Origin of the sequence: Thalassolituus sp. UBA2590, assembly GCF_002339775.1 — a bacterium.
Taxonomy (GTDB): domain Bacteria; phylum Pseudomonadota; class Gammaproteobacteria; order Pseudomonadales; family Oceanobacteraceae; genus Thalassolituus.
Map to the genome: position 1 here is coordinate 22296 of NZ_DDKU01000035.1, position 20112 is coordinate 42407.

Annotated in this window: 22 protein-coding genes and 1 riboswitch; of the genes, 14 read left to right on the plus strand and 8 right to left on the minus strand. The window is 52.2% G+C overall.

The window, feature by feature from the left end:
* Position 1: 1 nt before the first annotated feature.
* From B2067_RS03140 to B2067_RS03165, 6 genes are all read right to left on the minus strand, one after another.
* On the minus strand, positions 2-2686 hold the full coding sequence (locus B2067_RS03140; RefSeq protein WP_301387414.1) for a hybrid sensor histidine kinase/response regulator: 2685 nt from the start codon (positions 2684-2686) through the stop codon (positions 2-4).
* A 73-nt stretch (positions 2687-2759) separates the two neighbouring features.
* Positions 2760-3722, minus strand: coding sequence for an AraC family transcriptional regulator (locus B2067_RS03145; RefSeq protein WP_175607897.1), 963 nt, complete (start codon positions 3720-3722; stop codon positions 2760-2762).
* An 85-nt stretch (positions 3723-3807) separates the two neighbouring features.
* Positions 3808-4749 (minus strand): GGDEF domain-containing protein, encoded by a 942-nt coding sequence (locus B2067_RS03150; protein ID WP_301387415.1) that lies wholly within the window; start codon positions 4747-4749, stop codon positions 3808-3810.
* Positions 4750-4782: 33 nt separating this feature from the next.
* Positions 4783-5394: a histidine kinase gene (locus B2067_RS03155; RefSeq protein ID WP_301387416.1), complete on the minus strand. Its 612-nt coding sequence runs from the start codon at positions 5392-5394 to the stop codon at positions 4783-4785.
* A gap of 1 nt (position 5395) precedes the next feature.
* A complete protein-coding gene (locus tag B2067_RS03160; protein ID WP_068440908.1) occupies positions 5396-5770 on the minus strand; it encodes a response regulator in 375 nt (124 codons plus the stop codon).
* Between the two features lie 131 nt (positions 5771-5901).
* Positions 5902-6720: an acyl-CoA thioesterase gene (locus tag B2067_RS03165; RefSeq protein ID WP_301387417.1), complete on the minus strand. Its 819-nt coding sequence runs from the start codon at positions 6718-6720 to the stop codon at positions 5902-5904.
* Between the two features lie 141 nt (positions 6721-6861).
* On the opposite strand from B2067_RS03165, the gene B2067_RS03170 reads away from it, so the two are divergent.
* From B2067_RS03170 to B2067_RS03225, 12 genes are all read left to right on the plus strand, one after another.
* Positions 6862-7299 (plus strand): PaaI family thioesterase, encoded by a 438-nt coding sequence (locus tag B2067_RS03170; protein ID WP_068440913.1) that lies wholly within the window; start codon positions 6862-6864, stop codon positions 7297-7299.
* 12 nt (positions 7300-7311) lie between these two features.
* The gene (locus B2067_RS03175) at positions 7312-7755 is read left to right on the plus strand and encodes a PaaI family thioesterase (RefSeq protein WP_301387419.1); all 444 of its coding nucleotides are present in this window, start codon (positions 7312-7314) and stop codon (positions 7753-7755) included.
* Between the two features lie 115 nt (positions 7756-7870).
* Positions 7871-7992: riboswitch (TPP riboswitch) on the plus strand.
* Positions 7993-8104: 112 nt separating this feature from the next.
* Positions 8105-9922 carry a phosphomethylpyrimidine synthase ThiC gene (gene thiC / locus B2067_RS03180; protein ID WP_301387421.1) on the plus strand — a complete coding sequence of 606 codons (1818 nt, stop codon included), beginning with the start codon at positions 8105-8107 and terminating at the stop codon, positions 9920-9922.
* A 3-nt stretch (positions 9923-9925) separates the two neighbouring features.
* Positions 9926-11080: a glycine oxidase ThiO gene (gene thiO, locus B2067_RS03185; RefSeq protein WP_301387422.1), complete on the plus strand. Its 1155-nt coding sequence runs from the start codon at positions 9926-9928 to the stop codon at positions 11078-11080.
* Complete coding sequence (gene thiS, locus B2067_RS03190; RefSeq protein WP_301387424.1) at positions 11077-11289, plus strand: sulfur carrier protein ThiS; 213 nt, start codon at positions 11077-11079, stop codon at positions 11287-11289. The genes thiO and thiS overlap by 4 nt, the downstream gene beginning before the upstream one ends.
* Positions 11282-12112 (plus strand): thiazole synthase, encoded by an 831-nt coding sequence (locus B2067_RS03195; protein WP_301387426.1) that lies wholly within the window; start codon positions 11282-11284, stop codon positions 12110-12112. Before thiS ends, B2067_RS03195 begins: the two co-directional genes overlap by 8 nt.
* A complete protein-coding gene (locus B2067_RS03200; protein WP_301387428.1) occupies positions 12105-13673 on the plus strand; it encodes a PfkB family carbohydrate kinase in 1569 nt (522 codons plus the stop codon). The genes B2067_RS03195 and B2067_RS03200 overlap by 8 nt, the downstream gene beginning before the upstream one ends.
* Positions 13674-13766: 93 nt before the next feature.
* On the plus strand, positions 13767-15668 hold the full coding sequence (htpG, locus tag B2067_RS03205) for a molecular chaperone HtpG (protein ID WP_297532031.1): 1902 nt from the start codon (positions 13767-13769) through the stop codon (positions 15666-15668).
* A 195-nt stretch (positions 15669-15863) separates the two neighbouring features.
* On the plus strand, positions 15864-16442 hold the full coding sequence (locus tag B2067_RS03210; protein WP_068442861.1) for a YfaZ family outer membrane protein: 579 nt from the start codon (positions 15864-15866) through the stop codon (positions 16440-16442).
* Positions 16442-16906, plus strand: coding sequence for a DUF6586 family protein (locus B2067_RS03215; protein WP_068442864.1), 465 nt, complete (start codon positions 16442-16444; stop codon positions 16904-16906). Before B2067_RS03210 ends, B2067_RS03215 begins: the two co-directional genes overlap by 1 nt.
* A 73-nt stretch (positions 16907-16979) precedes the next feature.
* Positions 16980-17231, plus strand: coding sequence for a hypothetical protein (locus tag B2067_RS03220; RefSeq protein WP_068436843.1), 252 nt, complete (start codon positions 16980-16982; stop codon positions 17229-17231).
* Positions 17232-17366: 135 nt separating this feature from the next.
* The gene (locus B2067_RS03225; RefSeq protein ID WP_068442867.1) at positions 17367-17639 is read left to right on the plus strand and encodes a hypothetical protein; all 273 of its coding nucleotides are present in this window, start codon (positions 17367-17369) and stop codon (positions 17637-17639) included.
* A gap of 38 nt (positions 17640-17677) precedes the next feature.
* Here B2067_RS03225 and B2067_RS03230 read toward each other — a convergent pair whose 3' ends face one another.
* On the minus strand, positions 17678-18103 hold the full coding sequence (locus B2067_RS03230; RefSeq protein WP_068436174.1) for a cell division inhibitor SulA: 426 nt from the start codon (positions 18101-18103) through the stop codon (positions 17678-17680).
* Between the two features lie 50 nt (positions 18104-18153).
* Positions 18154-18753 carry a transcriptional repressor LexA gene (gene lexA, locus B2067_RS03235; RefSeq protein ID WP_068436172.1) on the minus strand — a complete coding sequence of 200 codons (600 nt, stop codon included), beginning with the start codon at positions 18751-18753 and terminating at the stop codon, positions 18154-18156.
* Between the two features lie 182 nt (positions 18754-18935).
* Between lexA and B2067_RS03240 the strand changes: the two genes are divergently transcribed.
* Both B2067_RS03240 and B2067_RS03245 read left to right on the plus strand, forming a co-directional pair.
* Positions 18936-19577, plus strand: a complete 642-nt coding sequence (locus tag B2067_RS03240; protein ID WP_068442870.1) for a TetR/AcrR family transcriptional regulator — start codon at positions 18936-18938, stop codon at positions 19575-19577.
* 15 nt (positions 19578-19592) lie between these two features.
* Positions 19593-20111: a L,D-transpeptidase gene (locus tag B2067_RS03245; RefSeq protein WP_297532023.1), complete on the plus strand. Its 519-nt coding sequence runs from the start codon at positions 19593-19595 to the stop codon at positions 20109-20111.
* Position 20112 lies beyond the last annotated feature (1 nt).

The following is a 20112-nucleotide window of genomic DNA, read 5'->3' on the forward strand; positions in this document are numbered from 1 at the left end:
TTTATTCCGTTTCAGGCAGCCAGATACTGAACAGGTTACTGAGCGTACTCTTACGAATCGGTTTAGTGACCAGATCATCCATGCCCGCCTGGCGGGCCATCTGTTCGAACTCACCGCCAAGGTGTGCCGTCAGGGCAATAATTGGGGTGCGGCGGTTAATATTTTTTGCATCGCTGTCCTGCAGACGACGGATTTCGCGGCAGGCGTCATAACCGTCCATGACCGGCATTTCGCAATCCATCAGAATAAGATCCGCTTGCTCGGGACGTTTACCGTAAGCCGCAAGAATCTGGGCTCCGTTAGAGAATACCTCACATTCCATATTCAGATGGCGGAGCATTCCCGAGATTACTTTCTGATTGACGATATTATCTTCTGCCACCCAGATCGTGCCTCTGCGATACCCGGTGACAGCCTCTGTTGACTCTGTCTGGACCTGAATCAGGTTAGATATCTGATGCAGAAGAACATGAGAACGAAGAGGACGCTCGCTCTGGCGTTCAACACCAATACGTGGCCAGTAGTCGTCAACAACACAAATGAGGTTTTCAGGGATGGTTTTATCGGCTGGCAGTGCATCGACGATCATGCAGTCCAGAGGTGTGTGGAAACGACTGGTGACTTCCTCCAGACCAAGGCGGGCAGTGATCATTTTGACGAAGCGTCGCTCGACAGGGTTCGATAATTCGATAAAACATGTGCGGCCAGACAGATCTGGTATTGCTTGAGGTGACCCAGGAGCAACATCGGGCAGTCTGACAGTGAATGCAGAGCCAGCACCCGGGGAGCTGCTCACTGAGATCTCTCCCCCGAGTAAATGAGTCAGTTTCTGGCTGATGGTCAGCCCAAGACCTGTACCGCCATAATATTTGCTCGTGGTTGGTGTCGCTTGTGTGAAGCTGTGAAACAGGCGGCCCCGTTGCTCCTCTGAAATACCAATGCCGGTATCAATGACATGGATCTGAAGTTCGGGCTCCCGCCACTCCAGTCGGACTTCAACCTGTCCCTGCTCGGTAAATTTAACGGCATTATTGATCAGGTTATTGAGCACTTGCCTGAGTCGCATCTCATCCGTACTGATTGTTGTGTACAGCGGTGTGCCTAAATCAGCGGTTAAGGTCAGTCGTTTATCCAGTGCCTTCTGGCTGTGTAGCATCAGACACTCATTGATTAAGGGGGCCAGCTCAACCTGTCTACGCTCAATGATCATTTTTCCGGATTCAATTTTAGAGAGATCCAACACATCATTGAGAAGCGAAAGAAGATTCTCACCTGAGCTGGCGATGGTACTGATATAGCGTTTTTGTTGGTTGTCGAGACGTGTGTGCTGCAGTAATTCAACCATGCCAAGCACGCCATTCAGCGGTGTCCGGATTTCGTGGCTCATCATGGCCAGAAACGCAGACTTGGCATTCGCTTCCGCATCTTTTTCTGCCAGAGAAGCCTCTGATTGACGCAGTTTTTCTTCACTTTGAAGTGAGCGTTTTCGTGCAGCAATAATGTCTTTGCGTGCACGAATCTGTTCAAGCCGCTGCTCATACAGGCGCAGAACAATCGCCAGGCTATGAATAGCAATCAGGCTTACGCCACCGATGTGTGCGGCATATGCAATGATGTCATTGGTAGGAATAATGCTCTGACGGGCCAGGCTGTGAACAACAATAGCGATTGCGAGCGAATATACTCCCAGGGTATAGACGGCTCTGGATGCCGACGACAGTGGTTGCGACAGGCTCGCAGAAATAATCAGGAATACAGGCGTCAAAAGGGTGACAACCCTCATAATGATTGCCGTGGTGTGGACATCAGTAAACAGGGCAGAAACAGCCCCAGCGCCCGTGAGTAACACAGCGATTTTGTACACCAGCGTCAGCGCGCGTCGGTTAGGGCCAGCAACTTTCAGAAAACTCATGCTGAACAATATGATTAACAGCATGGCAAAGCAGGACGTCAGGAAACTCGACTGCTCCTCGAAACCTGCCCAGTCTGGCCACAAGTATCGGTAACCCAGCCCCGTATGTGCCCAGAAGAACAGTAGATACGTCGACACGAAGCCACAGAACAGGATCATGTAGCGTTCACGGATAACCAGATAAACCGCCAGGTTGTAAAGCAGCAGTGCGAACAGAAACCCGGTATAGAGCCCGAAATAGAGTTGTTTCTGCTGCTGGGCGTCGCGTAAGCCTGCATCTTTGAAGAGACGTAACGGGAAATTCAGCAGTACATTGTTTTCAACCCGGAGGTACAGTACATATTCGCCCGGCTGATCAAAGGGCAATTCAAAACTGAAAGACAGTTTTGCTCGCTGGGGTGCGTCTGAGTGAACCGGGTTGCCGTCTTCGGAGGAGGCGATAAGGGTTTTACCGCGGAACAGCCGCATATCAATACGTTCTATTCTCGGGTAATCCACGTCGGCGAACCAGCGCTCTCCGGTCTTGCTCACTTTGAGCGGCAGGCGATACCAGTGAGGGGGGCTGGAAACTCCGGGGTTGGGCACCATCGCTCTGACCTGAGTCCAAGGCAATGAGTGTGAATGTATATCGTCCGGGTTAATCTGTTCTGATTCAGACCACTCCTGAAGAGAAGTACCCAGCAGACGTCCTTCCAGATCGTCCGTCAGCGTAATGGCGTGGGCGGCACATGGAGTCAGAATGAAGAAAAGAAGCAGAAGTATCCTTACCGCCACAATGTGTCTCTCGTAAATGGTCTGAGTTTAAAGTTTAGTTTCGCTGCTGTCATTGTCACTCAGTGCTTTGGCCTCAACGGCTGCTGTTTCTGCGCCGGAAATTCGCAGGTGAATCTCCGGTCCAGCGGGAGAATGCTCGTGTGAAGGCACTTGTCTCCGAGAATCCTGACGCAACGGCGATATCTGCAATGCTTAACTCTGAGCCAGCCAGTAAACGCTTGGCTTCCATCAGTCGTACGTTGTCTTTAATGGTCTGATACGTTGTTCCTTCCTGACGGAGACGGCGCCTCAGGGTTGCGCCAGACACAGATAGAGCGTCGGCCATGCCGGTAAGGTCGGGCATCTGATCGCTGGCCAGGCTCATCAGTGCGTGTCGAACTTTCGCACTGGTGCTCTCGTGTGGGTTAGGCCGGGCAAGAATATCTGCTGGTGAGTGTCCGAGGAATTCCTCCAGGCTTGTCGCTGATTGCACAACTGGAGCATGAATCGCCTGCAGGGGAATGGTCAGAGACAAACTATCGCAATTGAAGGTGACCGGCGTTGCGAACAAATCATCGTATAAACTAACGTGACCTGGCGCTGCATAAGGACATTCTACTTTCAATAAAGGAATGCCGCGGCCGATCAGCCAGCTACAGAAGCGGTGCCAGATGACCAGCAAAGACTCACTGAGAAAATGATCCGTGTCGAAGCCGGTATCGTGGCTGATGATCAGTCGGGCTCTGTGTTCACTTTTCTCGAGGGTAATCTGTGGGGAGTGAGGTTGCAGCCTGTAAAACGAACTTGCTCTGCGAATCGCGTGTTCGAGTGTGGCACAGGTAATGATTGACCGACCCATCATAGCGAAGGTGCGGAACACAACGGGTTCTGGATTCAGCCCCATCGCCTCATCGTTGGTTTTCCGCCAGATAGTGAGCATCAGTCGGGCGTATGATTCAGGAGCCAGTGATCCATCCGGGTTGAAAGATCCTGCTTCAATACCGGCTTCACTCAGAATTATGTCGCGGGCGAAGCCGTGACGTTCTACACCTTTCAAAGGTGCATCTATGAATGCGGGTGGTATCGAAAAAGAGGCCATAACAGCAAGCAGGATCAGGAAGTCTGCTGCGTATGATAGCAGGTCACCGTTTAAACAGGGATGTGCGGTTGCGGCCGCTTTCCTTTGCGTGGTAAAGCGCTTTGTCCGCGTTGCTTAACCACTCACTGGCGCTGGGCGTATCGGCAAGGCGTTCTGCAACCCCGATGCTGGCGCTGATCGTATGCTGCGAGTTTTTGCCGAGACTAAAAACTGAGCGACGTAATTTTTCGGCGATCTGCATGGCTTCCTCGGCCTCTATTTCTGCAAGAATGACCGAGAATATTTCGCCACCGAATCGAGCTGCGTGCTGTTCATCGCCCAGAGTTTTTAAGCCTGCGCCGATCCGCCGTAGAATCTCATCACACTGTTGGTGACTGAGAGCATGGTTCAGGTCGCGGAAATGATCCATGTCGAGTAATAGGAGGCAGCCCTGTTTCTGACTGGCGTAATAACTTTCCAGAACAGTCAACCAGGCAGATTTGTTCATCAGACCCGTTAGTGAATCGCGGACCTGAATTTCGCTAAGGGTCTGGTTTGCCCGGGAAATATCGAGCTTACCAACGGCCGTATCTGTAACGTCGTAAATAATTACGCATAGATGATCAGCTTGGCGGGTAACGGACTCCAGTGGGATGATACTGGTGTTCTGATACATAAACTTGCTGCGGCCAGTAATCGGGCGCGAATTCCTGAAGTGGAAAAGATACGGGCGCTGCTCCCAGATGGTGAAGGTCCGGGTTTTGAGTTGGAATACTGGTTCTGCTTTCTGTTTAAACCAGGCTTCATCAAGGTCTGGAAAAAGCGAAAACAGGTTCTTGCCTTTCGCCAGCTGCGGGCTGACGCCACTGTGCCCCTCCATAAAGGCATTCCAGAGCTGAACCTCGTAATTGCGATCAAGCACGACAAGGCCGACGTCGATATTCTGAAGAATATCCATCAACCAGTGGATGTCTTTAATCGTGTCGGCCTCGCTCTTGTCGCTCATCTGTCTGGTGTCTCTCTCGGTCGGGTGCCGGTGTTAATCAAGAAGGTAATCAATCTTCTTATTCAGTGCTCGTACAGACTCCTCGGTGAATAGCAAGAGGAGCTCACACTCTATATTTACGTGCTCAATCGTATAATGGATTTCTATCGCCAGTGCCTTTTCCCAGCCATTGTTGCCGTAGGCCACCAGGTCAGCCATATCACAATGCTGACCCAGAACCACGGGATGCCCCTGGTTAAAAACAATTTCCAGCTGGTCACCGATACCATGAATACAGGCGCCGATTAACACAGAGGCGGTATCCATCAGCAGCTCTAGTTCGGCGGCCTGTGTCAGTGGGCCCGAGTACTTCATCAGAGAGGCCAGACTGGCAAACGAGGCATCATTGAACATCAGCATAGCTTCGCCAGAGATGCCAGCACCGATAAAGCCCTGACACACAGCCGAAACACTGCTGTCGCTGGTGGCTCCCTGCAGAGCCATATTCAGGTCACTGTTCTCAATGACGCTGATTTTTGGGATAGGAAGCACGACGTATGCATTCAGCAAGCGAGCCAGGCGATCAGCCGCCTGACCCATAGCTACGTTGGTAAGTTCCTGATAACAGTCGCGCTGGTCTTCATTAATAATCGCTGCTGCTGACATTTCAGGCCCCCGTCATAATGCCGTATTCGGTCAGCACGGAGCGCGCTTTGTCGGCATCAATCGGTTTTTTGATAAACGCCATCGCTCCCAGCTTTTTGACTCTCTCCTGGGCGTCGGGCTGGATATCGCCAGAGACAACAATAACCATGGCTGGAAGGTCGTCCCGACGGATAGTTTCGAGTACACCATAGCCGTCCATGTTCGGCATAGTCAGGTCGAGAAAAACGACATCACCTTTACCCTCACGGATCGCATCGACGCCTTCCACCCCATCACCAGCAAAGTGGACCTCCACCTGCCACTCTTCAGGCAGTGCTCGCGCCATCTGTTTGCGGGCAAAACTCGAGTCGTCACAAATCAGTACATTAAGGCTCATTCCGGTTCTTCACTTCCTGTAAGTCTGGTGAGAGGCTGCTAGTCACATAGAACGACGTCGCTGAATACATCGCCCATGCTTTAAGTAATAGTTGCTCTCAGTGATTACAGCAAGGAAGAACCCTGTAAAGATCAGCTGCGTTTGTCGTAAACCACAACCAGCTGGCGCGACAGCGCAAGAAGGGAGCCATCGGCACGGAAGATACGTGCGGTTGTGTGGGCGTAGCCACCGTGCGCTTCGGCGATGTCAACTTCGTAATAGAGCCAGTCATTCGCCTGTAAAGGCTCACCACTATTAGAGGGCGCAGAAGGCGAATCGAGGAGTTCGAGGCTCCAGGTGATACTGGCACAGGGAGCGACCGACTTAAGCTTCTGAAGAGTGGCGGGCGGCCAGGAGTCGATCAATGCAACGAGATGGGCTTCGGTAAGAGGACCAGTACAGTCATTGAAGCGCATCCAACCATGGATGTGGTTGTCTTTGCTGTTGGAGAAGGGCAACCCGCCGCTGACATAGCTGAAGTCAATATGACGCACGAACTCCGGAGTCACGCCCTGGATATATCCCAGGCGGGTGCCACTGCCGGGTTCACCCGGTTCGCGCTTGTCTGCATGGACAATTACATCAGATTCCCGAGCCTTGCCATAGCAGGCACTGACTACGGTGGAACAGTCCTCGTTCTGGATGACCTCTGCCTGTAAGTGTGAAACTGAGCGGCCGGCTCTGAGCTCCCGCGTAGCAATATCGTATGGTTGCTCAGTCGTCAGTGCTCCACAGAAATGAATACTCAGAGATCGAAGCGGCGCAGTTTGGGGGTAGTCCCGCTCAAGAGCAGCTAATGCAAGCGCTGCTGACATACCGCCAAAGGTGGTCTTTCCCTGACCCCAGGTGGCATCGACAGCAGGCATCTCGCCATTGAGAAGGGCTTGGTAGTAGTGATCGAAAGAGGTCATTACGAGTCCTGTTTTACTATAAAGATCACCTGCTTCTGCGTGTGATGATCATATATGTCAATTTAATAGCTCGGATACAGCATTGCTCATCGATTGAGTGACAAGTACCTTAACCATTCTGGTTTTTAGGAGCCCTTCATTATGTCAGATCAGCTGACGCAGAGAGCTACCCGGTTTGTATCGGTTCTGCCGCATTGTCGCGTACTCAACATGACGGTGGAATACGCCGACGGTGAAAAAGTGATTCTCAAGTTACCGTACAGTGAGGCCATTATAGGCAACCCTGACAATGGCATCGTTGCGGGTGGCAGTCTCACGACCTTGATGGACACAGCATGCGGCACAGCCGCGTTTAACTGCTTCGAAGACGGGGAAGTCTGTCCAACACTGGATTTACGGATGGATTATCACCGCGCCGCTAAGCCCGGTGAAAACCTGATTGGCGAGGCCAGAGTGGTAAAGCGGGCGAACAGCCTGGTGTTCACCCAGGGCGAAGTACGGCAGGAAAGTGACAACGTCGTTGTTGCTACTTGCACCGCTAATTTTATGCGCATTGGTTTGCGTCTTGGTAGTAAGTAAGGGAGCGAAACAATGACTGAAGCCATGCGCAAAATTCTGCAGCAGGGCCGTAATAACGGTGATTTTGATGCTGTGATTGATGCCGTTCCGTATGCCGGGTTGCTGGGTATTAAGCTGCACGCGATGGACCTGCAACCAACATTTATTCTGCCCGCAAATAAAGACAATATCGGTAACCCGATGCTACCAGCCATTCATGGTGGAGTCATTGCGGGTTGCATGGAAACCTCAGCGGCACTGCACCTGCTGATGACGATGGAAAGTATTGCTCTGCCTAAAATCATCGACTTCTCGATTGATTATCTTCGTGCGGGACGTTTGCAGGATACTTTCGTCAGCTGTCAGGTATGGCGACAGGGCAGTCGGGTTGCCAACGTGGCTATTAACGCCTGGCAAACGGATCCGAGTGAGCCCATTGCGACGGCGCGAGCACATTTCTTGTTGGTTCAGGAGTGAGATTTTCCGACCGCTAAGAAAAATCGCACAGGGAAATGAGTGCGGTTATTCAGAGGTGCTTTAATTTCAGAGTGCGCCTTGTAAAGAAAGGGCGAATCACCATACACTGTCAGCGAATTATCTGTCGGGGTGCCTGACCGGTTATCAAAGATAACCACACAGGCTGAGATCGCGAATGCGGGTCCCGTTGAACCTGATCTGGTTAGTGCCAGCGTAGGGAACAGAGATGAACTGCCGGGGCTCCCCGTGGTCTGCGTACGCCAATTCTTATGGTCACCTTCGTGTGATTCTGTGTGGTGTTCCCATCTATTCTCGTCGCTGCCTGCCTGATCCTTTTAAGGAAAAGAGCATGGCTGACAATACAAATACCGAATTTAACCTTACCTACGCTTATCCTGCGTCTGAAAAAATATACCTGAGCGGCAGTCGCGATGACATGCGCGTTGGTATGCGTCAGATTAATCTTTCGGATACGACTCAGGCGGACGGCAGCAAAACGCCGAATGCTCCACTGCGCGTTTACGATACGTCAGGCCCGTACACCGATCCTGCAATCACGGTCGATGTGACGAAAGGGCTGGCACCGGTGCGTGAGCAATGGATTGAAGATCGTGGCGACACTGAGTTCAGCGCCATCACCTCACGAGAATCAAACCGCATAGCGATCAAAGAAGGCCAGCTTTCTCTGCGCCAGAAAGTACGAAAGGCCAAAAGCGGAAAGAACGTCTCCCAGCTCTGGTACGCACGTCAGGGCATAGTTACCCCCGAAATGGAGTACGTTGCCATTCGCGAGAACATCGGCCTTTCGCAGGAAGGTATGTCTGCTGAAGTTGCTAAGCAGCATCCCGGCAAGCGTTTCGGTGCGAAGATTCCAGACTATATTACGCCTGAGTTTGTTCGTGATGAGATTGCCTCGGGCCGAGCGGTATTACCCTCCAATATTAACCATCCTGAAAGTGAGCCGATGATTATCGGGCGTAACTTCCGTGTGAAAGTAAATGCCAATATTGGTAATTCTGCGGTGACATCCAGCATCAGTGAAGAGGTCGAAAAAATGGCCTGGGCTACCCGCTGGGGTGCTGACACGATTATGGATCTTTCTACCGGCGATAATATTCACGAGACACGTGAATGGATTCTACGTAATTCACCGGTTCCGGTAGGTACCGTTCCTTTGTATCAGGCGCTTGAAAAAGTCGGTGGAGTTGCAGAAGACCTCACATGGGAGATCTATCGCGATACATTGATTGAGCAGGCAGAGCAGGGCGTCGATTACTTCACTATTCATGCGGGAGTGCGCCTGGAATTTATTCCGATGGCGGCAAACCGTTTAACAGGCATCGTCAGTCGTGGCGGGTCGATTATGGCGAAATGGTGCCTCGCACATCATAAAGAGAGTTTTCTCTATACCCACTTTGAAGATATCTGCGAAATTATGAAAGCGTACGATATCTGCTTTTCACTAGGGGACGGCCTGCGACCGGGTTCGATTGCGGATGCGAACGACGAAGCACAATTTGCGGAATTACGTACATTGGGCGAGCTGACAAAAATTGCCTGGAAGCATGATGTACAAACCTTTATCGAAGGTCCGGGGCATGTGCCAATGCACCTGATTGAAGAAAATATGACAGAACAATTAGAGCACTGTCATGAGGCCCCTTTTTATACGTTAGGCCCACTGACTACAGATATTGCACCGGGGTATGACCACATCACTTCTGGTATAGGTGCAGCTCTGATTGGTTGGTATGGCTGTGCGATGTTGTGTTATGTCACACCGAAAGAGCACCTCGGTCTGCCAGATAAAGAAGATGTTAAGCAGGGTCTGATTACCTACAAAATTGCAGCTCATGCTGCGGACCTTGCGAAAGGGCATCCGGCGGCGCAGATGCATGATAATGCGATGTCTGCGGCGCGATTTGAATTCCGTTGGGAAGATCAGTTCAACCTGGCACTCGACCCCGATACAGCTCGACAGTATCACGACGAAACCATGCCAAAAGACGGCCATAAAGTAGCGCACTTCTGTTCCATGTGTGGACCTAAGTTCTGCTCCATGAAACTGTCTCATGATATTCGCAACCAGCGACAGGGCATGGAGGAAATGTCTGAGAAATTCCGTGCAAACGGATCGGAACTTTACGTCGATGCAGTCGAGTCCTGAGCCATGTCTTCAATAGCCGTGATCGGCGCTGGTTTGATGGGAAAGCTACTCGCATGGCGACTGAGCCGGAGCGGGATGCAGGTCACTGTTTACGAACGCGCCAGTGAAGAAACACCTGAATGTGCGGCATGGACTGCCGCTGCAATGGTTGCCCCTGTTGCTGAAAAACCGCTGTGTCATCCCGAGGTTTTTGATCTCGGTATGGAGTCTCTGACTCTATGGCCCGGGCTTCTGGAGGATTTATACAAAGACTCTGGTATCCGGGTGCCATACCGACGTCGCGGCACCCTGGTTGTTGCGCACCCGTCGGATCAGGCAGAAATGGATTTGTTTAAGCGTGATATGAGCGCCCCCGATATTCCGGGCGATTCTTATGCCGTTGCACTTGATAGTACTGGGCTTCGTCAGAAAGAGCCCGCGCTCTCGGGCGAATTTAAACAAGGCTTCTGGTTACCCGATGAAGCGCAGGTCGATAACCGTGTCTTACTCAGCACCTTACAGCTTGCTGCAGAAAAGCATGGTGCGGATTTCCATTTCGCCTGCGAAGTAAACGGAACGGACGGCCGCTATTCGCTTGACGTGCGCAGCACTGAATTATCCGATCCGGATTTCGATAAATTCGATAAAGAACTACAGCAGGCAGATCTCGTTATTGATTGTCGTGGAGCCGGAGCCCGAAGTGATGCTGAGCGGATTATTCGCGGAGTGCGTGGCGAAACACTTTGGGTTTCCAGTACGGGCACCGAATTTCATCGTCCGGTGCGTTTGCTTCACCCCAGGTACCATTTGTATATGGTACCGCGTGGGAACGATTGCTATCAGCTTGGTGCAACAGAACTGGAGAGTGATGATTGCTCTCCGGTAAGTGTCCGTTCTGCAATGGAAATGCTGAGTGCGTTCTGGGTGCTTTCACCGGATTTTTCGGAAGCTCGGATTTTGTCTATGGAAACGAACCTCCGGCCTGCAACGCAGGACCACAGACCTTGCATAAAACTGCAGAATAATTCTGGGGGGCAGAAAACACTCTTTGTTAATGGTCTGTTCAGGCACGGATTCTTACTGGCACCGGCCTTACTGAAAAAGATCGAGTCACTGTTAACTGCTGAAGGGCTGGAGAGTATGAAAATGAGAGTATCTGAACAGGGAGGTGTGGCGTGATTGAGATCATCGTCAACGGTAAATCCATGGCCTGGACCAGTGAAAAAAATGTATACACTCTGATCATCGACACGCTGAACTATCCGGCTGAGAGCAGTCGTTTTGTTGTAGCACTGAACGGCGAACTGCTACCTGCAGAAGAGTGGCCTTCAACCAGAGTGAACAACGGCGACATCATTGATGTGCTGGGAGCAATTACCGGTGGCTGATTCAGACGTATTTACTATTGCGGGTGAAGAGATATCAAGTCGCTTGTGGCTCGGGAGCTCAATGTACCCCTCGCCCGATATAATGGTGTCTGCCTTTGCCAGCGCGCAGCCGGGGTTTGTCACCATGTCGCTGCGCCGACAGACGGCGGGTGATCTTGCTAACAACGATTACCACGAGCGTGTTAATCAATGGTTGAGCGCCAGCCAGTCACGTCTGTTGCCCAATACTGCCGGATGTCAGTCGGCAAAAGAAGCGATTCAACTTGCCATTCTCGCGCGTGAATTATTCAAAACTTCATGGATTAAGCTTGAAGTTATCGGCGATGAATACAGCCTGCAACCCAATGTATTCGAACTTGTCAGTGCCGCCCGGGAGTTGTCTTCGCAAGGATTTCACGTCTTGCCATATTGTACGGATGATCTGGTGGTGTGCGAGTCATTGTTGCATGCAGGGTGTCCAGCGATTATGCCCTGGGGGGCACCGATAGGGACAGGAAAAGGAATCATTAATCCTTATCAGTTGCGTACCCTTCGTGCTCGGCTGCCTGATACCACGATTATTGTTGATGCAGGAATCGGTCGGCCATCTCAGGCGATGCAAGCGATGGAAATGGGCGCCGATGGCGTGTTGCTTAATACGGCGGTCGCAAAAGCAGCTAACCCGGTAACAATGGCGGGAGCCTTCGCTGCCGCTGTCGATGCCGGGCGGACTGCTTATCATGCGGGTTTTATGACAGAGCGCGATATGGCATCGCCGAGTACGCCAGTGGCGGGCATGCCGTTCTGGCACACCGCCATGCGGGGAGGGCAACCCCATGAGTAGTGAAACTAAGCCTAGGTACTTAATGGCACTCTGCGCTTCTGACAGTCGTGGGGGAGCGGGTTTACAGGCTGCTCTGTCGCAAGCAGCCTTATCTGGGTGCGAATGCCGCAGTGTAGTTCTTGCAGTGACTGCACAGAGTCATCAGGGAGTGGAAGCCGTCAGTCATGTTTCAGCCTCTATGGTTGAAGCTCAGGTTCAGGCCGCGCTCAGAGACGGCCCGCCAGAAGCAGTCCTGATCGGCTGGCTGCCACCTGAACCAGAAGTGTTGGAATATCTGCGGACGTTCCTGAACGAGCTTCAGGCCAGCAGTCGGGTGCCGGTCATCTGGGACCCGGTGGTGTCAGCGACTCTTGGGGAGCTACCGGCGGCACACTCTGGCCTTACCGGTTTAATTCCGAACGTGTCTGTCATGACGCCATCACTTGACGAGGCTCGTTGGCTGTTAGGAGATCAGACATTGAGTGCCGCTGCGGCGGGCGCGGCTCTGCAGCATGCGGGTGCTCATACGGTGGTTATTACCGGTGGCGATGATGAGCAGCAGCAACACTCGGCCTGGGTTACAGACCTGATATTCAGCCGTTCTGATGAGAACTTTCCGGAGACGGCGGCAAAGCCCTCTTTTGCTCTTCATCAGCAGAGAGAAACAACCCAGGCGCACGGCACGGGAAGTCAGTTCTCGGCGGCCCTTGCGGTTCAGCTCACAAAAGGTACGCGCTTGTACGATGCGATTGTCATTGCCGCTGCTGCCGCACGTCAGGCACTGATTGCCAGCTCGGGAGTCCTTGGTATTGAGTTCGGAGGCACTGAGTCCGGAGGCATGGAGCCTGAGCGCTCTGTCTACAGAAACTGCATTGCCAGTCCACTGCCTCGTAGCGGAGATGAGTGGCCCTTGATTACCGATGTTGGGACGTATCCCCGTACTGATCGTTTTGAACCCTACCGTCCCGGTGTCTATGTGCTGACAGAGTCGTTGGATCACCTTGAAATGCTGCTTGGTATGGGTGTGGATACCGTGCAATGGCGAATTAAAGCGCCGGGGCCTGATTACAAGGATCAGACTCGGCGGGCGCTGGCAATGTGTCGCAGTCAGGGGGTCAGTTTCTGGCTCAACGACGACTGGCCGTTAGCGCTTGAGCTGAAGCCAGATGGTGTGCATCTGGGTCAGGAAGATCTGGTCAGTGCGGATATCGACGCTCTTCACGCCGCAGGCGTCGCGTTAGGTATCAGTACTCACACCGAGTGGGAAATTGCCCGGGCACGCGCCCAAAAGCCGAGTTATATCGCCTTTGGCCCAGTGTTTACGCCACTGTCCAAGCGCCTGCGCTATCAGCCTCTCGGTATCGATTGTCTGACCGCCTGGAGTAAGCGGTATCATACTTGGCCTCAGACCTGTATCGGCGGCATTGTTCCCGAAAACGCCCGCCTTGTTGCAGAGTCGGGTGTGGGTTCTCTGGCCGTAGTGACATGCATCGCCGGAAGCCCAGCTGACGAGCCTCTCATACGCAGTAACATCGCCGACCTTCGCGCAGCCCTTGAAATGTTTTCGCCAGCCCCAAAATAGGTCATCAGTACATAGTCGATGGCCAGTCAGCAATGGGTGGCTGGCCATCGGTGATCACAGTAAAAGGGCTGACACGTCTGAAAGGAGAGATGAATGACTGCCGCAAGTAAAGAAACACTGGGATTTAAGACAGAGGTTAAGCAGCTTCTGCACCTGATGATTCACTCTTTGTACTCCAACAAAGAAATTTTCCTGCGTGAGCTGGTATCCAACGCATCGGATGCCTGTGACAAGTTGCGTTTCCAGGCGTTAACAAACAATGACCTGTACGAATCAGAGTCAGACCTGAAAGTCGACATCACGTTTGATAAAGACGCGAAAACCCTGACCATTGCCGATAATGGTATCGGTATGACCCGTGATGATGTTGTGAATCATCTGGGTACCATCGCCAAATCAGGGACTGCTGAATTTCTGAGCCAACTGAGCGGCGATCAGCAGAAAGACTCGCAATTAATTGGTCAGTTCGGTGTGGGTTTCTACTCGGCCTTTATTGTTGCTGACAAGGTGATCGTTGAAACTCGTCGTGCCGGTGAGAGCGCAGAGCAGGGCACGCGTTGGGAATCCGAAGGCGAGGGCGAATTCAGCCTTGAGCAGATCGAGAAAACTGGCCGCGGTACAAGCATCACCCTGCATCTGAAAGAGGGCGAGGAAGAGTTTGCTGACAGCTTCCGCCTGCAGAACCTGATCAAGAAATATTCGGATCACATTGCGATCCCTGTATTTGTACAGCAGGACAGCAATGATGACGACGGCGAAGGTGAAGATGCCTCCGCTCCAGAAGCTGTGAACCAGGCGCAGGCGATGTGGACCCGCGCTAAGAGCGACATCAGCGACGAAGATTATAAAGAGTTTTATAAGCACGTTTCCCACGACTGGAACGAACCACTGACATGGATGCATAACACGGTCGAAGGCAAGCTGAACTACACCAGCCTGCTGTATATTCCGGCGCAGGCGCCGTTCGATATGTGGAACCGCGAAGCCAGCCGTGGCGTTAAACTGTACGTTCAGCGCGTCTTTATTATGGATGACGCCGAGCAGTTCCTGCCCGCGTATCTCCGCTTTGTTAAAGGTGTTCTGGACTCCAACGACCTGTCTCTGAACGTCTCTCGTGAAATCCTGCAGCAGGATAAGCAAGTCGATAGCCTGCGTTCAGCACTGGTGAAGCGAGTGCTGGATACACTCGAAAAAATGTCGAAAAAAGACGCTGAGAAGTACCAGACCTTCTGGAATCAGTTCGGTGAAGTTCTGAAAGAAGGCCCAGCTGAAGATTTCGCCAACCGTGAAAAAGTGGCAGGTCTTTTCCGCTTCGCGACTACTCAGAGCGAAGGCACGGAGCAGACCGTTTCTCTTGCTGACTACATTGCTCGCATGCGCGAAGGTCAGAAGAAAATTTACTACATCACTGGCGAAAATCACGACGCTGTTGCAGCCAGCCCGCACCTCGAATACTTCCGTAAAAAAGGTATTGAGGTACTGCTGCTGACAGATCGCGTTGATGAGTGGATGGTCGGCCACCTGAGTGACTTTGATGGCAAAGCATTCCAGGATGTTACCAAGGGCGAGCTGGATCTTGATGAGCTGGCTGACGAGTCCGAAAAGGAAGAGCAGAAGCAACTCGAAGAGTCGCACAAAGCACTCATTGAGCGTCTGGAAGCAGCGCTGAAAGACGACGTTAAAGAAGTCCGTGTCAGCTCGCGCTTGTCAGATTCTCCCGCATGCCTCGTGGTTGGCCAGTACGACATGGGTGGTCATATGCGTCGCCTGATGGAAGCTGCTGGTCAGAAGGTGCCAGAGCCTGAAGTTGCACTCGAAGTGAACCCGTCACATCCATTGATTGAGCGCCTTGATCAGGAAGCGGACGAAGATCGCTTCGCCGAACTGGCACAGGTCATTCACGCGCAGGCCCAGCTTGCAGAGGGCAGTCAACTGAAGCAACCCGCTCAGTACGTTACCCGCCTGAACAAGCTGCTGCTTGATCTGATGAAGTAAGCCTTGCCTTAACAAAATGCTCATGCGCTTCTGGTGTGTGAGCATTTTTCCTGACACTCCCGTACACTCCTCAACACCTAGGTCACCATGCCTGTCTCTGGCGTACTTTTCCCAACGACAGACACGCTGGTATCATAGACCGATAAGAATTCTATTACTGAACATCTATTACTAAAAACAGGACGCCGTACCACGATGAACACACTTACGTTGGCCCGTCGCATTTCTCTGGCTGCTATAGCGTCAGTCGCTGCAATTTCTACTTCTGCGATGGCTGGGGGATCTTTAGATATCAGCCTGGCGGACACTACTGCTCGCGTTGGCTGGGATGCCACCCGCATGGATACCGGTATGCACCTGAACCTGGCGGCTCTGCACGAGAGTGACCAGGGCGACATCATCTCGGGGGGCGTTCATGTGGTGGATGTCCGTAATCCGAATTCAGACCTGTATATCGGTGTTGGCGCCAATGCTTACGGCATATTCACTGATGACAATGACGGAGCCGCCATTGGTGTAGGCGGCTTTGCCCGTTACAACTTCCCGTTCAACCGTAACTTTGGTGTGAGTGGTCATGTGTACTACGCGCCGCCGGTTGTGTCATTCAGTGACGTGAATAACTTTGTCGATGCAGATCTGCGTCTGCACTTTAATATTCTGCCGACGGCCCACCTTTACACAGGCTTCCGCATGACCTCGGTTTCTTTTGATGATCAGAGCGGTCGTCATAAGATCGGCGATGGTCTGCACCTCGGCCTGAAGCTGAACTTCTGATGAGTCAGTGGCTGAGCTTCACCAACCAGAAACTCTATCAGGCACGATTGCTGTTGGAGCAGGCGCGTCGCGAAACCGGTAACCCGGCACTTGCTGAAGGGCTTGAGACCTCAGGCCTGTACCTTATGCAGGATGCCTTTATTTCGTATCTGAATGAGCTGGCGACGCTTGCTACTTACCGCGGCGAAGTCAGTTCATTTTCAGATCTTCTGAACAAGACACCTCTGGTGACCGGTGAAATGACCGAGATTCGGATTCTGGCCGAGGACCCTTACTCATGGTTGAGTGCATTTCTGCGTGAGGCAGAAACGCGTTGGCGTCCGGGCCCGGCTGGAAACCCGCAGGCAGCGGGTGCGGTCAACGTCATTGCCGTTGCACAGAGCGATGACATACAGCCACAGTCCTGGTGGCAGCATCTGTCTGACCTGATCGATAGTCAGCGTGAGAATCGGCAGGAAAGCTGATTCTCCCAGTGACTCTCGTATAAAGCGTCACCCCCCTGTGTTATCATCCGCGCTCAGAAACGAAGAGGCACTTATGGCTGGTTTTTTCGAAATTGTAGAGTTATCCAATGGTGACATTGCCCTGCGTCGTGCCGACGAACAGGACAGCGATGCGCTGGTTCGTATCTGTTTCTCTGAAGATGCGAAAGCAAGTCTCCAGGAGCACCATATGGATGTGGCCAGAGTAATGCTCGAGGCTGGCGTGCGCCTCGTGGGCGATCTGTCTGGGATGGAAGTCGAGAGTGACGACTTTGAGGTGCCGCAGAGCAGTCAGCACCTGCATTGATTTGTCCCTGGCAGACAAATTCATAAAAAAATCCGGTATCGGGCAACTGATACCGGATTTTTTTTTGAATTTCAGTATCCTAACTAAAGCCCTGTTAACGGGTGTACTTGTGAAAATTGACTTCTGAGGATGAGAATGAAAAAGCTAGTAGCACTCTCGACTGTAGTACTTTCCGCTTCACTGATCACCGCGTGCAGCGATGAGCCAGAAAGTTCTGAACTCGTTCAGGCATACACTGAAGCCCGTGAGCAGACGCGCACCGCGCTCGAAGAAACAAAAGATGCCATTAAAGCGATGGAGAACAACCAGGACGCGCTGGAAAAAGCCCTTGAGCGACTGGATCGTGTTGTTGAGTTGCACGAAAAAGGTGCCGTTGTGCACGTTCCTGCCGCTACTACTGCTCAGTAATTCGGGCGGATCAACTACCAGCTCCGGCTGGTAGTGTCTTATTCTCCACGCACAATGAACAGGTGTGATCCGTTTTCTTCTGCGACACGGCGTAGCAGTTGACGGGTATCTGCCGCGAGTTCGCCTGACCACTCAACAATCAAATGGCTTTTACCTGATCTCAGCGCCTTGATACACAAGTCAAACTGAGTAGCGACTTGAGTATTCAGGTGAAGTACCGGAGAGTCGCTGATGCCCGCTTTTGCCAGCCATTGTTTGTTCAGATTCTGGCTTGGGCTCAGCCACATCAACCAACGTTTCTGGTCGCTGCACAGAGCCAGCACAGGCAACAGCTGGAAGGGTTGTAATGCACTGCCTTCAGACACAATGACTTCCGTCATACTGCCTTTAGGCACGCTTCTGACGGGTGCCGCAGAGCTGAGTGGTGCTGCTTCTGGACATACTTCGAAAGATAACTGACGCATAACAATCTCTCCTGTCGTGTACCGTTTACCTGTTACTCTGGTCGGTCGCGTTACTGGCGACGAATAACACCTACGTATTTACCTTCAATCGCAAATTCCTGCTCTTTCAGGTTGACCTCAATCGGGGCGTAATTTTCGTTCTCAGCAAACAGAGTTACCTGATTGCGGCTCTTGTGGTATCGCTTAACGGTTACTTCTTCACCGACGCGGGCAACCACGATGTCACCATTGCGTGCGGTCTCTGCTTTATGCACTGCGATGTAATCGCCATCCATGATGCCGATGTCGATCATGCTGTCGCCATGCACCTCGAGCAGGAAGTTCGCTTCCGGCTTAAAGAACGACGGCGGAATTTCGCAGTAATCTTCAATATGCTCCTGAGCCAGGATAGGTTCACCGGCTGCAACGCGACCGATTACCGGCAGCCCCGGAGAGTCTTCACCTACGATGCGAATGCCACGGCTGGCACCTGGCATCATCTCAATGGCACCTTTTCGTGCCAGTGCTTTCAGGTGTTCTTCTGCTGCATTCGGTGAGCGGAAGCCAAGTTCTGCGGCAATTTCTGCTCTCGTCGGCGGGTAGCCTGTTTCATCAATGGCTGAGCGAATCAGGTCAAGAACTTCCTGCTGGCGAGCCGTGAGCTTTTCCATGACATTTATCCAGTCTGTTGATTTATACAGTGTGTGTAAATATATACAGTACCTTTTACTGTGTAAATACCCAGTGCCGTCTAATTTTAGATCTGACGGAATTTTCCCCGAATTGCTGCAATTGTTGCGTGTTAAGTGTTTTAAACGTATGTTTGAAACACTTGTTAGTTGGATAAGGCACTATGGCGCAGAAAGATACCGCGCGCAGCATTCTCGATGCTGCAGAAGAGTTGTTTTCAGAACGGGGTTTCGCGGAGACTTCGTTGCGTAATATTACGACTAAGGCTGATGTGAATCTGGCTGCCGTGAATTATCACTTTGGCTCTAAAAAGTCTCTGATACAGGCTGTATTTGCCCGCTTTCTGACGCCCTTTGTCGCTGAACTCGATAAGGCGCTCAATACCTGCGATGCAGAGCAGGGCGAACAACCTGCTGACCTGATGTCTTTATTGCGGCTCTTATCTGACACCGCATTACGTTCGGGGGCAGACCGGCCTGAACGTCTGCGTATCTTTATGCGTTTATTGGGGCTTGCCTACAGTCAGGGTCAGGGCCATGTACGTCGTTTTCTGCGCGTGGAGTATGGTCATGTATTTCGCCGCTATTCGGATCTTCTTACCCGGGCGACGCCGGAGCTCTCCGACGAAGACCGCTTCTGGCGGGTTCATTTCATGCTGGGTGCGACTATGTTCACACTGAACGGGGTTGATTCTCTGACCGCGATGGCGGAGCATGATTTCGGTAAACCCACCGCCACGCCGGATGTTATCGATCAGTTGCTGCCGTTCCTCGCCAGCGGGCTGAAGTCACCTGCGGGTAACTAAGGAACGCGTCAGTAGATGTCAGATCTTCCGTTTATTGAGATCTCAGTCGAGGATCAACTCTTGCGGCTGACTGAGCGCGATGGCATTACTGAATATTCAGTGTCAACGGCATTGAATGGCATAGGTGAAGAAGAAGGCAGCGGCTGCACGCCGAGAGGCTGGCATCGTATCTGTGCTGTTATTGGCCGTGATCAGCCGGAAAACGCCGTATTCCGTGGGCGTCGTCCAACGGGTGAAATCTATTCTTCAGAGCTTTCCGAAGAGCATCCGGACCGGGACTGGATACTTTCCCGCATCCTCTGGTTACAGGGCCTGGAGAGTGGGCTCAACCGCTTTGGCAACGTCGACTCCCAGCGTCGTTTTATCTATATCCACGGCACACCGGATACTGAACCTATGGGGAAACCCTTGTCTCATGGTTGTATTCGCATGCGTAACAGCGATGTGATTGACCTTGCTGAACGGATTCAGGCCGGTACCCGGGTGTGGATTCAGGCGGCAAGTTTTCAGCGAATTTCCTGCATCAATTTGTGAG